13 protein-coding genes are annotated in these 14,005 nt (G+C 67.6%); 8 read left to right on the forward strand and 5 right to left on the reverse strand.

What is annotated here, in order from left to right:
• The first annotated feature begins 8 nt into the window (after positions 1 to 8).
• On the forward strand, positions 9 to 1,844 hold the full coding sequence (lpdA, locus tag ACYVKR_RS03925) for a dihydrolipoyl dehydrogenase family protein (protein WP_460479488.1): 1,836 nt from the start codon (positions 9 to 11) through the stop codon (positions 1,842 to 1,844).
• 108 nt (positions 1,845 to 1,952) lie between these two features.
• Here lpdA and ACYVKR_RS03930 read toward each other — a convergent pair whose 3' ends face one another.
• Positions 1,953 to 2,594, reverse strand: coding sequence for a DUF2621 family protein (locus ACYVKR_RS03930; protein ID WP_460479489.1), 642 nt, complete (start codon positions 2,592 to 2,594; stop codon positions 1,953 to 1,955).
• A 267-nt stretch (positions 2,595 to 2,861) separates the two neighbouring features.
• On the opposite strand from ACYVKR_RS03930, the gene ACYVKR_RS03935 reads away from it, so the two are divergent.
• The 5 genes from ACYVKR_RS03935 to ACYVKR_RS03955 all read left to right on the forward strand — a co-directional run bounded on the left by ACYVKR_RS03935 (position 2,862) and on the right by ACYVKR_RS03955 (position 7,855).
• Positions 2,862 to 3,716 carry an aldo/keto reductase gene (locus ACYVKR_RS03935; RefSeq protein ID WP_460479490.1) on the forward strand — a complete coding sequence of 285 codons (855 nt, stop codon included), beginning with the start codon at positions 2,862 to 2,864 and terminating at the stop codon, positions 3,714 to 3,716.
• A gap of 76 nt (positions 3,717 to 3,792) precedes the next feature.
• A complete protein-coding gene (gcvA, locus tag ACYVKR_RS03940; RefSeq protein ID WP_460479569.1) occupies positions 3,793 to 4,680 on the forward strand; it encodes a LysR family transcriptional regulator in 888 nt (295 codons plus the stop codon).
• Positions 4,681 to 4,785: 105 nt separating this feature from the next.
• On the forward strand, positions 4,786 to 5,481 hold the full coding sequence (locus tag ACYVKR_RS03945; RefSeq protein WP_460479491.1) for an RraA family protein: 696 nt from the start codon (positions 4,786 to 4,788) through the stop codon (positions 5,479 to 5,481).
• The gene (locus tag ACYVKR_RS03950; protein ID WP_460479492.1) at positions 5,478 to 6,857 is read left to right on the forward strand and encodes an MmgE/PrpD family protein; all 1,380 of its coding nucleotides are present in this window, start codon (positions 5,478 to 5,480) and stop codon (positions 6,855 to 6,857) included. The genes ACYVKR_RS03945 and ACYVKR_RS03950 overlap by 4 nt, the downstream gene beginning before the upstream one ends.
• A 17-nt stretch (positions 6,858 to 6,874) precedes the next feature.
• Positions 6,875 to 7,855 (forward strand): Bug family tripartite tricarboxylate transporter substrate binding protein, encoded by a 981-nt coding sequence (locus tag ACYVKR_RS03955; RefSeq protein ID WP_460479493.1) that lies wholly within the window; start codon positions 6,875 to 6,877, stop codon positions 7,853 to 7,855.
• A 7-nt stretch (positions 7,856 to 7,862) separates the two neighbouring features.
• Here the strand turns inward: ACYVKR_RS03955 and ACYVKR_RS03960 are convergent, their stop codons facing one another.
• The 4 genes from ACYVKR_RS03960 to ACYVKR_RS03975 all read right to left on the reverse strand — a co-directional run bounded on the left by ACYVKR_RS03960 (position 7,863) and on the right by ACYVKR_RS03975 (position 11,809).
• Positions 7,863 to 9,029, reverse strand: coding sequence for an SEL1-like repeat protein (locus ACYVKR_RS03960; protein WP_460479494.1), 1,167 nt, complete (start codon positions 9,027 to 9,029; stop codon positions 7,863 to 7,865).
• Positions 9,030 to 9,034: 5 nt separating this feature from the next.
• The gene (locus ACYVKR_RS03965) at positions 9,035 to 10,759 is read right to left on the reverse strand and encodes a DUF4384 domain-containing protein (RefSeq protein WP_460479495.1); all 1,725 of its coding nucleotides are present in this window, start codon (positions 10,757 to 10,759) and stop codon (positions 9,035 to 9,037) included.
• A gap of 83 nt (positions 10,760 to 10,842) precedes the next feature.
• The gene (locus ACYVKR_RS03970) at positions 10,843 to 11,250 is read right to left on the reverse strand and encodes a hypothetical protein (protein WP_460479496.1); all 408 of its coding nucleotides are present in this window, start codon (positions 11,248 to 11,250) and stop codon (positions 10,843 to 10,845) included.
• Positions 11,251 to 11,311: 61 nt separating this feature from the next.
• Positions 11,312 to 11,809 carry a hypothetical protein gene (locus ACYVKR_RS03975; protein ID WP_460479497.1) on the reverse strand — a complete coding sequence of 166 codons (498 nt, stop codon included), beginning with the start codon at positions 11,807 to 11,809 and terminating at the stop codon, positions 11,312 to 11,314.
• Between the two features lie 450 nt (positions 11,810 to 12,259).
• On the opposite strand from ACYVKR_RS03975, the gene ACYVKR_RS03980 reads away from it, so the two are divergent.
• Complete coding sequence (locus ACYVKR_RS03980) at positions 12,260 to 13,003, forward strand: transcriptional regulator (protein WP_460479498.1); 744 nt, start codon at positions 12,260 to 12,262, stop codon at positions 13,001 to 13,003.
• Between the two features lie 16 nt (positions 13,004 to 13,019).
• Positions 13,020 to 13,889, forward strand: coding sequence for a sensor histidine kinase (locus ACYVKR_RS03985; protein ID WP_460479499.1), 870 nt, complete (start codon positions 13,020 to 13,022; stop codon positions 13,887 to 13,889).
• Positions 13,890 to 14,005: the final 116 nt, after the last annotated feature.

The following is a 14,005-nucleotide window of genomic DNA, read 5'->3' on the forward strand; positions in this document are numbered from 1 at the left end:
CTACTGACATGGCAGTCATCGACATCAAGGTTCCCGACATTGGCGACTTTGCAGAAGTAGGCGTGATCGAGTTGCTGGTCAAGCCCGGCGACACCGTGGCCGTGGACCAGTCCCTGATCACCGTCGAGTCCGACAAGGCCTCGATGGAGATCCCGTCCAGCCATGCCGGCGTGGTCAAGGAACTCAAGGTCAAGATCGGCGACAAGGTGGCCGAAGGCTCGGTGGTGCTGAGCCTCGAAGCCGCCGAAGGTGCAGCCGCTGCTCCGGCGCCCGCGCCGGCCGCCGCACCCGCTGCCGCGGCTCCCAGCCCGGCTCCGGCCGCTGCCGTGGCCGCACCCGTGGCCAGCAACTTCAGCGGCACGGTCGACGTCGATTGCGACGTGGTCGTGCTCGGCGGTGGCCCCGGTGGCTACTCGGCGGCGTTCCGCGCGGCCGACCTCGGCCTCAAGGTCGTGGTCGTCGAGCGCTACGCCACGCTGGGTGGCGTGTGCCTGAACGTGGGTTGCATCCCCTCCAAGGCGCTGCTGCACGTGGCCGCCGTGATCGACGAGGTCAAGCACCTCGACGTGGCCGGCGTCAAGTTCGGCGCACCCGAGGTCAACATCGACCAGCTGCGCGGCCACAAAGAGAAGGTCATCAACAAGCTCACCGGCGGCCTCGCCGGCATGGCCAAGATGCGCAAGGTCACCGTGGTGCGCGGCTATGGCAACTTCGTCAGCGCCAACCACCTCGAGGTCGAAGAGACCACGGGCACGGCGCAGGAGAAGACCGGCAGCAAGAAGGTCGTGCAGTTCAAGCGCGCCATCATCGCCGCCGGCTCGCAGGCCGTGCGCCTGCCGTTCATGCCCAACGACCCGCGCGTGGTGGATTCCACCGGCGCGCTGGAGCTGAAGGAAGTGCCCAAGCGCATGCTGATCCTGGGCGGAGGCATCATCGGCCTCGAGATGGGCACCGTCTACAGCACGCTGGGCGCACGCCTCGATGTGGTGGAAATGATGGACGGCCTGATGCAGGGCGCCGACCGCGACCTGGTCAAGGTCTGGCAGAAGATGAACGCGCCGCGCTTCGACAACATCATGGTCAACACCAAGACCGTGGCGGCCGAGGCAACGCCCGAGGGCATCAAGGTCACGTTCGAGCCGGCCAAGGACGGCGTGAAGGTGCCCGAGCCGCAGACCTACGACCTCGTGCTGCAGGCCGTGGGCCGCACGCCCAACGGCAAGAAGATCGGCGCCGAGAAGGCCGGCGTGGCCGTCACCGACCGCGGCTTCATCAATGTCGACATCCAGATGCGCACCAACGTGCCCAACATCTTCGCGATCGGCGACATCGTGGGCCAGCCCATGCTGGCACACAAGGCCGTGCACGAAGCGCACGTGGCCGCCGAAGTCATCGCCGGCGAACTGCAGGGCAACAAGGAGCTGGCCTCGGCCGCCTTCAATGCCCGCGTGATCCCCAGCGTGGCCTACACCGATCCCGAAGTGGCGTGGGTGGGCCTGACCGAGGACCAGGCCAAGGCACAGGGCATCAAGGTCAAGAAGGGCATGTTCCCCTGGGCCGCCTCGGGCCGCGCGATCGCCAACGGCCGCGACGAAGGCTTCACCAAGCTGCTGTTCGACGATTCGCCCGAGGCCCACGGCCACGGCCGCATCCTGGGCGGCGGCATGGTCGGCACGCATGCGGGCGACATGATCGGCGAAGTGGCGCTGGCCATCGAGATGGGCGCCGACACGGTGGACATCGGCAAGACCATCCACCCGCACCCCACGCTGGGCGAGAGCATCGGCATGGCGGCGGAAGTGGCGCACGGCTCGTGCACCGACGTGCCGCCGAGCAAGAAGTAAGCGCCCCTGGCGCACACCAAAAAAAAGGCAGCCTCGGCTGCCTTTTTCTATGGTTTTGATAGCTGCTGGCGCTTGCTGGATAAGCGCTAAAGCCGTATTTGATTCAAATCACTCGTAGTCGAACTCGGCCTGGTAGCGGGCGGGGTCTATGCCTTCGGCGCGCAGCGGCTCGACCAGCCGGTAGCGCGTCACCTTGGCCGAGGCGGTGATGTAGCCCTTGATGACCAGCTCGCGCGTCACCGCGCTGCGGGCCTCGTCGGCCAATTGCTCGATCACCCGCGTGGTCTTGCGCCGCGCCAGCATGCGGAAGAGGGCGGGCACATGGGCCAGCAGGCGCTGCAGCAGGTCTTCGGCCTCGGCCGTCCATTCGCCCTGCTTGGGCAGCTCGGGCACGAAGCCCCATTCGTCCTCGGTCAGCGGGCGCCACAGCACGATGGCGTGGCCGTCCGGATCGGTCACGCAGGCCATGGCCTCCAGCTCGGGCGTGCGCATGGGCGCATAGCGCGATGCGGCGCCGGCCGCCAGCAAGGTGGCGTAGGCGCGGTCCACGTCGCTGACCTGCAGCCGCAGCGACACGGGTGACTCCACCGCCGCCACCTGCGCCAGCCGCAGCACGATGCTGCCCGAGTCCATGTCCACATAGCCGTCGCCGCGGCGGGCCTCGGCAAAGCCGATCACATCGCGCCACAGCAGGGCGGCGCGCTCCAGGTTGGTGGTGGGCAGGACGAGATGGCTGATTCCAAAGAACATGGCTGGCTTACAGGTGGTAACGGGCGGGGATGTTACCAGGGCTGCAGGCGTGGGCGGGGCATTGGATCACGCCAGGGCGCAGCAAAGGCAGGTTAGGATTTGCCCAGGGCCAGCTGGCACCATTTCAAGAATCGTAGCTGCTGGCGCTTGATGGACTTGGGTTATTCATATTTTTCTATTTAAAACCCTTATATGCCAAGCGCCAGCAGCTATCAAAATCATCAGCGCAACGGCCTGTCCGCTGCGCCAGAACAGGAGATTTCCCGCATGTCCACCACCCCGCATTCCCCGGCGCCGGGCTTTCTCGAAGGGCGCGCGCCCCTGGGCCTCGGTTCCTGGCATCTGGGCCAGGGCCGGCGCGACTGGGACACCGAGATCGACGCGCTGCTCACCGGCCTGCAGCTGGGCCTGGGTGTGATCGACACGGCCGAGATGTATGGCGACGGCCTGTCCGAGGAGCTGATCGGCGATGCGCTGCGCCGGCTGCCGGCGGGCGGCGCCCGGCCGTTCCTGGTCAGCAAGGTGCTGCCGCACAACGCCAGCCGGCGCGGCGTGGAGCGCGCCTTCGAGGCCAGCCGCCAGCGCCTGGGCGTGGACTGCATCGACCTGTACCTGCTGCACTGGCGCGGCGGCACGCCGCTGGCCGAGACGGTGGCGGCCTTCGAGGCGCTCAAGGCCGAGGGCCGGATCCGGCACTGGGGCGTTTCCAACTTCGACACCGACGACATGCAGGAGCTGTGGCGCGTGCCCGGTGGCCGCAACTGCGTGGTCAACCAGGTGCTCTACAACGTGCACAGCCGCGGCATCGAGTTCGACCTGCTGCCCTGGTGCCGCGAGCACGGCGTGGCCGTGATGGCCTACTGCCCGCTGGGCCACCGCGAGCTGGTCGACGACCCGCTGCTGGCCGAGATCGGCGACAAGCATGGGGTGAGTGGCACGGCGGTGGCGTTGGCTTGGGCGATGCGCAGCGGGCAAGTGATCGCCATCCCCGAAAGCGGCTCGGCCGCGCATGTGCGCGCCAATGCGGTGGCGCTGCCGCTGGTGCTCGATGCCGAGGACCTGGCTGCCATCGATGCCGCGTCGCCGCCGCCGCGGCGCAAGCAGCCGCTGGACATCCTCTGAACATGCGGCTTGATTGCTATTTATTTGGTAGCTTTTGGCGCTTGCTGCATGGGCGCTGGAGGCTGATTTGACCCTCATGAAGCGCATCCGCCTGCCATCCACTGCCACGCTGGCGGCCTTCGAGTCCGCCGCGCGGCACCTCAACTTCCGGCGCGCGGCCGACGAGCTGCACCTGACGCAGGGCGCCGTGAGCCAGCAGGTGCGGCTGCTGGAGGCGCAACTGGGCGTGGCGTTGTTCGCGCGCGTGCGCCAGCGGGTGCTGCTGACCAGCGCCGGCGAGCGCTACCTGCGCGAGGTGCGGCGCCTGCTGCGCGAGCTGGGCGAGGCCACACACCAGGCCATGGCCAGCGGCGACAAGGAGATCCTCAACCTCGCGGCCGTGCCCACCTTCGCCGCCAAGTGGCTGGTGCCGCGCCTGCCGGGCTTCTTCGCCGCGCATCCCGAGGTCAACCTGAACCTGGTCTCGCGCAGCGCGCCCTTCGACTTTGCGGCCGAGCCCTTCGACGCCGCCATCCACTACGGAGAGGCCTCGTGGCCGGGCGCGGTCTGCATGCACCTGATGGACGAAGAGATGCTGCCGGTCTGCAGCGCCGCGTACCGCGAGCGGCTGGGTTTGCTGGCGCCGGCCGACCTGGCGCGGGCGACCTTGCTGCAGCAGTTCACGCGGCCCTCGGCCTGGCAGGACTGGTTTGCGGCGGTGCAGGTGGAACCGGGCGAGGCTTTTCAGGGCCCGCGCTTCGACAGCTTCAACATGATCCTCGAAGCCGTGCAGGCTCACCTGGGCGCGGCGCTGCTGCCGCGCTTCCTGGTGGCCGAGGGGCTGGCGCAGGGCAGCCTGGCGCTGCTGTCCACCCAGGTGCTGCCCAGCACGCGCGGCTACTACCTGGTCTGCCCCGAGGCCCGCCAGGCTGCGCCGGCGATCGCAGCCTTCCGCGAGTGGCTGGAGGCCGTGATCTGGAGTTGATGAGTTTTTCTATCCCTCCGATCACTAAACATCGTTTCCTCCAGAGAGGAATCGCCGGGACAATCCAGCGTCAGTCACCAGAATTGTTGATGAAACGCTGTACCCATGTCTTCCCATCCCACTGACCGCCGCTGGAAGCGGCCGCTGCCGCCCTTCGTGTTCAACCGCAGCTTCGAGCGGCCCGCGCCGTCCGACGTGGCGGTGCTGGCGCAGGCCGACGTTACCCGCGTGAGCGACCTTGTCGGCCGCATGTACACCTGCCAGCCGGCGCTGCACTCGCTGGTTGCGCCGGCAGTGCCGCTGTGCGGCCCGGCCTTCACCGCCAAGTGCCCGCCGGGCGACAACCTCGGCGTCATGGCCGCCGTGCGCGCGGTGGAGGCGGGCGATGTGCTGGTGGTGGACGGCCAGGGCTTCACCCACTGGTGCATGGGCGGCTTCGAGCTGCTGAAGTACGCCTGCGAGCAGCGTGGCATGGCCGGCCTGGTGGTGCATGGCGCCTGGCGCGACATCGCCGAGGCGCAGGCGGCCGGTCTGCCGGTCTACGGACTGGCGGTGTCGCCGCACTCGGGGCCCAAGTTCGGCCCGGCCGAGCTGAACGTGCCGGTGGCCTGCGCGGGCGTGGTCATCCAGCCCGGCGACGTGGTCTGCGCCAGCGCCGAGGGCGTGGCCGTGGTGCCGCGCGCCAGCGTGGCGGCCGTGGCCCGTGCGCTGCAGGCCGGCGGCGGTGGCCATGGCATCGAGCACTTTCTCGAAGAGATGGATGGCCATGTGGCCGACTGGCTCGATGGAGATGCCGCATGAGCGGCGAGCTGGGATTGACGCGGGCGCTGGCGCGATTTGTCGCCGGCCTGCACCTCGATCAGATTCCCGCGACGGCGCAGGCCCAGGCCCGGCAAGCCATGGCCGACTGCATAGGCGGCGGCCTGGCCGGCGCGACCGACGCAGTAGCGCGCATCGCGGCGCAGACCCTGGCGCAGGCGCCGGGCCCGTGCACGCTGTGGGCGCAGGCCGGCCAGGCGACGGCGCGCGATGCGGCGCTGGTCAATGGCTGCGCGGCCCACGCCCATGCACTGGACGACACGCACGAATCCCTGCGCGGCCACCCATCGGCGCCCATCGTGCCGGCGGTGCTGGCGCTGGGCGAGGCGCTGGACGCCGACGGCGCCGCGCTGGTCACCGCCTATGTGGCCGGCGTGGAAGTGGCGGGGCGCCTGGGGCGCTGCGTCAACGACCGGCATTCGCAGCTCGGCTGGCACACCACCAGCACGCTGGGCGCCGTGGGCGCAGCGGCGGCCTGCGCGTTGCTGCTGGGGCTGGACGAAGAACGTACTTGCCATGCGCTGGGCTTGGCCAGCTCGATGGCGGGCGGCCTGCGGGTGAACTTCGGCACCATGGCCAAGGCCCTGCACGCCGGCCTGGCGGCCCAGCACGGCGTGCTGGCCGCGCAGCTCGCGGCCGGTGGCATGACGGCCAGCGCCCAGGCGCTGGAAGGCCACGAAGGCTTTCTGCAGCTCTTTTGCGACGACGGCAGCCAGAGCGCCGCGCGCGGCCTGCGGCCGTTTGGCCAGGCCTGGGAGGTGCTGGAGCCGGGCATCGTCTACAAGCAGTACCCGACCTGCTCACTGATGCACGCCCTGGTCGACCTGGTGCTGCAGGCCCGGCAAGAGGGATGCTTTGGCACGATGGACGGCGTGGAGATCCGCGGCGGCATCAGCCAGCGGCTGGAGACCATCCGCGGCAAGGCCTGGCCGCAGCGCGGGCTGGAGGCCAAGTTCCACGTCGAGTACTGCGTGGCGGTGGCCGCGCTGTGGGGCACCCAGGACGTGGAGGATTTCAGCGATGCGGCCGTGCAGCGCCCCGAGGCGCGCGCCTGCGCTGGGCGGGTGCGCCTGTCGATGGGCGAGGATTTTCCGGCGGGCAATGGCGACTTCGCCGAGCTGGTGGTGCTGCGCGATGGCGTGGAGGTGTTCCGCCAGCGCCAGGCCAAGCCCCGGGGGCATCCGAGCCTGCCGCTGACCGCCGCGCAGCACGAGGCGAAGTTCATGCACTGCGCGGTGCAGGCGCTACCCAAGCCCCGCGCCGCGGCGCTGTGGCAGCTGCTGAACGCACCGCAGCCGGCCTCGGCGCGCGCACTGGCAATGGCCATGGCGGCCCTGCCGGCCGATACGATTGTTTGATCCAAGGAGTTAGCACCATGCCTCGCATTTCCCGCCGCCAGTGGCTGATCGCCGCCTCCGCGCCGCTGCTGGCGTCCGCCGGGCCGGCCCTGGCCCAGCCCCGCGACATGAGCATCATCGTCGCCTACCCGCCGGGCGGCTCGCTGGATGCGATGGCCCGCATGATCGCGCAGCAGCTCGCGGTGCTGCGCGGCCACTCGGTCATCGTCGACAACAAGCCCGGCTTCTCGGGCAACATCGGCGCGCAGTATGTCGCCAAGGCCGCGCCGGATGGCAACACGCTGCTGATGACGGCGCTGACCTCGTACGCCATCAACGCCCGGCTGATGGGCCGCAGCACTGGCTACGACCTGCTCAAGGGCTTCGAGCACGTGGCCATCGTCGGCTATCTGCCCAATGTGCTCATCGTGCCCGCTGGCCTGCCGGCGAACACGGTGCAGGAGTTCGTCCAGCTCGCCAAGGCCAAGCCTGGCCAGCTCTCGTACGCCACCACGGGCAACGGCTCGCTGGAGCACATCGCGGGCGAGATGCTCAAGCGCGCCACGGGCACCGACATCGCGCCGGTGCCCTACAAGGGCTCGACGCCGGGTGTGACCGACCTGATCGGCGGCCAGATCCAGGCCATGTTCGTGAACACCTCGACAGCCATCAACAACCTCAAGACCGGTCGCATCAAGGTGCTGGCCATCGCCGGCCCCAAGCGCGTGGAGGCCTTGCCGGGCGTGCCGACGCTGCGCGAGGCCGGGGTGAAGATGGACAACGACGTGGTGTCCATCTTCGGCATCGCCGCGCCCGCGGGCATGCCCAGGGCCGTGGTCGACAAGCTCAACGCCGACCTGAACACGGTGCTGAAGGACCCCGAGGTCAAGAACCGCTTCGGCGGCCTGGGCATAGACATCGTCACCGAGGACGCCGCCTACGCCAAGCGCCGCATCGAGAGCGAGGTCAAGACCTGGGACCAGGTGATCCGCGAGACCGGCATCAAGCTGGAGTCCTGATCCGCCTTCATGGGCCGCTGCGCAGCCGGGGCGGCACGTAGTCGTACAGCGGCGTGGGGTCGTGCTGCGGCAGCGGCGAGGGCGGTGGCTCCATCAGGGTGCCGCCGCCTTCCCGGGTGATGTCCACGTTGGCCAGCTGCTGCATCCAGACGATGTTGATGTCGCCGGTGGGCGTGGGGCGGGTGTAGATCAGCCCCAGCATCTGCTGCGCATGGGCGTTGCCCTGGCTGGCCGCCAGCCGGTACAGGCGCATGGCCTCCACGTAGTTGACGGGCACGCCGTCGCCGCGGTGGAACTGGCGGGCGCGCAGGAACAGCGCCTCGCCGCCTTGCTGGCCGGGAGGGGCGGGCAGGGCGGTGCGCGTGGCCTGGGCGGAGCGCTCAAGCCAGTCCAGGTTGGCCTGGGCCGCAGGCGACCGCGCACCGGCGGCGGCAAACAGCCGGCGCGCTTCCTGCCTGCGGCCAGTCTGGGCGTAGAAGATGCCCAGCTCGTTCTGCCCGTAGGGGTCGCCGGCCCTGGCGCTGCGCAGGATCAGGGCGCTGGGCTGGCGCGGCGCGTCGTCCAGTTGCGGGTTCTGCGGGGTGGCCACTTCCAGCGGGGCGGTCTTCTGGTTGCGCAGCCATTCCAGGTAGGCGGCGCGGCCGGCGTCGCTCTTGCGCAATTGCTCGATCCACGGCGTGGCCTGCTGCGGTTGCGGCTGCTGGCCGCAGCCATCGAGCTGGCACCAGGCCAGGCCGGCCGGGGCCAGCGGGTGGCGCAGGCGCTGGGCCTGCGCAAACCATTCGCGCGCCTTGGCCGGGTGGGTGCCGGTGCCCAGGCCATGCAGGTACAGCAGGCCCAGCAGCCAGGCGGCTTCGGCGGGGGTGCTCGCGCCGGCCACCGCGGTACGGCCACTGCCCGAGGTGGGTTGCGCGGCCAGCCGTTCCAGCGCGCGGATGTAGGGCGCTTCGGCATTCGCGGGCGTGATGGCGCCGGGCACGGGCTGGTTGCCGCGCAGTTGGTCGGCATCGAGCTGCGGACGGGTGCCGTATTGCTCGTTCAGCCGGTCTGCGTGGTGGCTGCGGGACGGTATCTGGGCTTCGGCGACCGGCAGCGCCACGTCGAGCACCAGGCTGACCGCCAGCAGCGCCCAGCACAGCCACTGCATGCCGCGTTGGAAGGCCTGCTTGGACATGGACGCTACCCCGCCGCCGGGCGGCCTGCGGCCTTGGTCTGCTGCTTGCCGGTGCGGGCCGCCGCTGGGGCCGGTGCGGGCGGCGCGGCCTGGGGCGCCGGTTCCGGCGCTGCCTTCGGCGTCACTTGCCACATGAGCTTGCGCGCTGCGACCCGCGAGCCTGCCGGCACGCTGCGGAACACCGCTTCGAGTTCGTCGAGATTGGAGATGCCCTGCAGCGGGGTGAAGGGCGGTGCCTGCAGGTTGGTGGGCAGCTGTTCCAGGATGTTGCCGTCGGAGGCGAAGCAGGCCATTCCTTCGAGGCCGGGCGCGCCCGCGTCCATCACGAAGCCGGGGTTGGGGCTCATCCAGTCGGGGATGCGGATGGTCTGGTTGGCCTGTATCCAGCCCGAGGTGTTGGTGTTGTTGGGCAGCAGGCGGATCACGCTGCCGTTGGCGCCGGCCATGTAGCAGTAGAGGTACGAGGTGCGGGACACCGAGGCCGAGACGAAGATCTGCTCGCCGACGGTGAAGGACGTACGCTCCAGCATGATGTTCTCGATGTTCAGGCGGATGTTGGTGGCCGCGGCGCTGCCGCTGCTTTCGTCCTTGGGCGCCCAGCCTATGCGTTCGAGCTTGCCTTCGGGCGAGACGCTGACATAGTTGCGCAGCGAGCGCTCGTAGGTGGGGAAGTCGATGACGCCGGTGGTGACGAGCTGGTGGTCGGCCTGGAAGCGCGCCAGCGCGGGGCGCAGTTCGGCCGTGTCGGCATCGGGCTGTGCGGATGCCAGATAGCCTTGCTGGAAGAGCACGCGCTTGACCAGCTGGTTGCGGCTCGCGGCATCGCCTTCGTCGTACCACTCGCGCATCTGGCGCTGGAAGTCGGGGTGGGTCTGGTCCAGCGTGAGGCACTGCCAGTACGGCAGCCGCGCCCACTTCCCCATCAGCTCGATCATGGCCAGATCGACCAGGGTGCGGATGGCGGGGCCCGAGCCCTGCGCATAGTCGCGCCCCACGCTGAACTGCACGCCGTAGGTGCCGATGCGGCCGGACAGGTCCACGCCGCGGCCGCCGGCCCCGATCACGATCTCGTTGGCCGAGTCCATGCCCGGGATGATGGTGCGGCTGCGGAAGTCGCCCAGGTGCATCTCCAGCCCGATCACCGTGGCGTTCTGGTTGCGGCTGTAGCCGGCCTCGATGCGCGGACCGGAGAGGCCGATGTCGTTGTTGTTGCTGATGACTTTCTGGTCGACGAAGGCCACGGCGCCGGAGATGTAGAGCGCCGGGCGCTGCAGCCGGATCTGGTTGTTGTTGAGCAGCAGCGTGGTCAGGTTCTGCACCGTGTCCTGCCGGGCGATGTCCACCTCGTAGTCCACGAAGCGGAAGGCATTGCTCATGCGCGACATCTGCGACAGCGCGGTGATCACCATGTCCTTGGTGCTGACGGCTATGCGCCCCGAGTAGTCGGGGATGGACTTGCTCGACACCAGCACCGTGGACATGCCGGCATCCTTGAAGAGGTGGTCCATGCACATCAGCGAATCGGAGAAGCTCGTGAACGAGCGCACCGGGCGCACGACAGGCTTGTTGGCCAGCGGCGCATGGGTCTGGTATTCGGCCTCGTTGTTGGCGTAGGGCGGGGTCATGCAGCCCGCCACGAGCGACGTGGCGCAGGCGGCCCCCAGCACCCGGGACCAGCGCCGTGCCATGCCCGCCGTGGCCCGGCCGAGGGTGAGCGCAGTGTGTGTCATGGCAAAGCTCCGTTGGTGGGCGAGGAGACTCCCGCCGCAATGCGGGGGGGCAGGGGGCGGGAATGCGGCCGCCCGCCATGCCTTCATTTGCAGATATTGACCAGGTCGCCGCGCAGCACCACGATCTGCTGCTGGTTGCCCGGGCCATAGCGCACGGGCGAGTTCAGGCTGGAATTGCTGCCCACGTCCTGGATGCAGGTCTTGTTCTGCTGGTTGCCGGTGACGGTGGTCTTGATGTCCGCATCGGTGTAGATGCCGGAGGTGGAGTCCGAAAGCGCCTTGGCCTCCAGGCGCGCGATCTTGGCCTGCACGTTGGCCGGCAGGCCGTTGACGCCATCCAGCCCCTGCGACGGCCCGGGTTGCGCCATGGGCAGCTGCAGGTGGTCCACGGGCTTGCTCAGCACCACGGGGTCTTCGCCCGGAGCGGCTTGCGCGGCGCCGATGCCCAGCGCCAGAAGCGCCAGAAGCGGCAGAAGTACGGTACGGATCATGGCCATGCTCCTCAGGTGGTGCCCGCGCCAGGGGCGGCGCGGGCAGGCTCATCCGTGCGAACTACTTGTTGCAGACGGTGCAGCCGTTGTTGCTGGAGATGTTCTGCGTGGCCGTGGCATTGCTGTTGGCGTAGTTGGACACGCTGGCATTGCGGATCGCGGCCATCTGGAACAGCTTGCCGTTGACCGTCACCTTGCCCAGGTTGGAGGCCAGGCTCTGCGTCGCGTTGGCGTTGTCATGCGACTCGTTCGAGATGGAGGCGTTCGACACGCTGGTGAACTGCACGGTCTCCTTGTTGATGGTCACGTTGCCGGTGTTGCTCGACAGGTTCTGCCGCGCCGTGGAGTTGTCGTAGGCCTTGTTGCTGATCGAGCCGGACTTCACCGACGTGACCTGCGTCAACGGCGCGTTGATCTGGATGTCCGGGCAGGTCGTGCAGCTCTGGGTGCTGAGGGCAGGCGTGGGGGCTGGCGGAGGCGAAGGCGGGTGCCGGTCGGCCGATTGCGCCATGGCGGCAGTGGCAAGGAACAGACCGGTCAGTACTGCAAGGCTTTTCATGATGCTCTCCTCGTTCTCGGATGAAAAATTTCACGGTGGCCAAGGCCTGCCGTGAAGCTCAGGACGCCTTCTTCGGTGCCACGCAATGTGGTGTTCGATGTCGTTCGCCCTGGGTTCAGTGTCCGGAGATCGGGTGTTTCAAGAAATCGCGCGATTCGGCTACCGCTTTGTCATCAAGTGTTAACCAGTGAAAGGCTCTGCCATGCCCGTGGTTGCTGACGAGTGGCTAACTGGATGAAGTTGCAAACGCAAAATAAAACTGGTAGTAACGCAAAATGTTTTTTGTAATATTACGTAATTCAATGTGAAGCTTGCTAGGCTTGAGCATACGTATCACTTACTGTTCCATTTACGAAGCCGTGGCGGGCACATCCAGCGCGGAGGTTTGTGATGAATAGTTACAAAAATATGGCTACTGGTATACCGGATTCTGGATCTCAGGATATAGCGGTGAATCTCCAGGGCGGCAGCGGGTTCGAGATGTATTCCAATCCTCCGTCGATGTGGCCGTCCTTTCTCGTCGGCCAGCGCAGCCGGCCCGTTCGCTGTCTGCTGGTGGATGACGACATCCATTTCATCAATGTCTTGCACCAGGAGCTTTCTGCGGACCATCGCATCCACGTGGTGGGGCGCGCCGCAACGGTGAAGGAAGCCAAGCGCATCATCAAGGCGCAGGATTTCGATGTGGCGCTGATCGACCTGACCCTGCCCGATGGCCAGGGAATGCAACTGCTCGAGTATGTCCACGCCCACCGGCCTGCCGCGCAATACCTGGTGGTGTCGGTAACGGAGTTGGAGCAGAACGTATTGCGCGCCATCGAACTGGGCGCATCCGGATATCTGGTGAAGCACTCGTGGTTCGGCGGCTATACGCAGGCGGTATTGCAGGTGGCCAATGGCGGGGCAGCCATTACCCCGCATCTCGCGAAGCGGCTTTTGCAGCATTTCGATACCCGGTCCCACTATGCCCACGAGCAAGCCTTGACCACTGGCAAGATTTACGACCATCTGTCGCAGCGCGAGCAGGATATTCTGCGCATGATCGCCTGCGGCTATACCAGCCAGGAAATTGCGGTGCGGCTCAAAATCAGCCACCTGACCGTCAACACCCATATCCGCAATACCTATCGCAAGCTGCAGGTCCGCTCCCGTGCCCAGGCTGTGAAAAGTGCGTTGGTCCGCGGCCTGATATGAATGCCTGAGACCGGGCATGCTCAACCCCGCGTTCTTGAGACTGGCGCTCTTCCTGGCCAATGGCGGTGCGGCGCTCGTTCAGTTGGGCTGGGCCTGCAGGATGCTGGTGTGGTCCGAGGCTTCGGCACCCGATGACAGGCTGCTTGCTGCCATCCTGTTCGTGGCAGGCCTGCTCCAGGGCGGACTTGGATGGGCATGGTGGCGTAGCTGCAAGCACAGGGCAGGGAACGACAGGTCCCGCGAAAAGCACGAGCTGATCACCAGGGAGCGCCAGCGCATCGCGCGCCAATTGCACGATGGCGTAGGTGGGCCGCTGGTGCTGGCCGTGGCCGAAAGCCGCCACCTCGGTGTGCCTGCACTGGTCCTGGTGCAGCATCTGGAGGCCTGCCTGTTCAACCTGCGCACCTCCGTGGATGCCATGGCGATGGAGAACCCGGATCTCATGGGATGCCTGGTACAGCTGCGGCACCGGATCGATCCGCTGCTGCGCAGCAGAAGGATCACTCTGATCTGGCAGATCAGCGCATCGACTCCGCCGCCGATGCTGGACAGCGAGGCGGTAGGGCACTTCCACCTGATCGTCCAGGAGGCGCTGTGCAACGTGCTGCAGCATGCGCAGGCCCGCAAGGTCTCCATCCGGTCCTATGCGATAGGGCAGAAGTGGGTCCTGGAGATCGAGAACGATGGGGTGCGCTTCCCGACCAATGGCGCAGAGCTCCAAGGCCGGGGACTGGCTGGCATGCGCCACCGCGCGAAGTGCATCCGTGCCCGGCTGAGGCTCATGCCGCTGCCCCGCGGAGGCCTGCTCCTGCGCCTGGAAATACCGCAAGGAGCCAGCCCCGAGCCGCTGTCGAGGACCTGGGGCGCAAAGCTGACCCGGAAGTAGCGCGCGAGGCGCCCGGCACGGAGTCCAGGTCCGCGTGGCCTCTTTTACACAAATGGACGCGCTTGGCAATACCCGCCATCCCTGTTGTTCAAAAAATTTTTGCCTATATGCTGCCG

This window comes from Comamonas humi, assembly GCF_054782535.1.

Bases quoted from the DNA above. Each gene is read 5' to 3' on its own strand.
- ACYVKR_RS03955 (WP_460479493.1), top strand. From the start codon at position 6,875: ATGCCTCGCATTTCCCGCCGCCAGTGGCTGATCGCCGCCTCCGCGCCG.
- ACYVKR_RS03960 (WP_460479494.1), bottom strand. From the start codon at position 9,029: ATGTCCAAGCAGGCCTTCCAACGCGGCATGCAGTGGCTGTGCTGGGCG.
- ACYVKR_RS03975 (WP_460479497.1), bottom strand. From the start codon at position 11,809: ATGAAAAGCCTTGCAGTACTGACCGGTCTGTTCCTTGCCACTGCCGCC.
- ACYVKR_RS03935 (WP_460479490.1), top strand. From the start codon at position 2,862: ATGTCCACCACCCCGCATTCCCCGGCGCCGGGCTTTCTCGAAGGGCGC.
- gcvA (WP_460479569.1), top strand. From the start codon at position 3,793: ATGAAGCGCATCCGCCTGCCATCCACTGCCACGCTGGCGGCCTTCGAG.
- ACYVKR_RS03930 (WP_460479489.1), bottom strand. From the start codon at position 2,594: ATGTTCTTTGGAATCAGCCATCTCGTCCTGCCCACCACCAACCTGGAG.
- lpdA (WP_460479488.1), top strand. From the start codon at position 9: ATGGCAGTCATCGACATCAAGGTTCCCGACATTGGCGACTTTGCAGAA.
- ACYVKR_RS03945 (WP_460479491.1), top strand. From the start codon at position 4,786: ATGTCTTCCCATCCCACTGACCGCCGCTGGAAGCGGCCGCTGCCGCCC.
- ACYVKR_RS03970 (WP_460479496.1), bottom strand. From the start codon at position 11,250: ATGATCCGTACCGTACTTCTGCCGCTTCTGGCGCTTCTGGCGCTGGGC.
- ACYVKR_RS03985 (WP_460479499.1), top strand. From the start codon at position 13,020: ATGCTCAACCCCGCGTTCTTGAGACTGGCGCTCTTCCTGGCCAATGGC.
- ACYVKR_RS03965 (WP_460479495.1), bottom strand. From the start codon at position 10,759: ATGACACACACTGCGCTCACCCTCGGCCGGGCCACGGCGGGCATGGCA.
- ACYVKR_RS03950 (WP_460479492.1), top strand. From the start codon at position 5,478: ATGAGCGGCGAGCTGGGATTGACGCGGGCGCTGGCGCGATTTGTCGCC.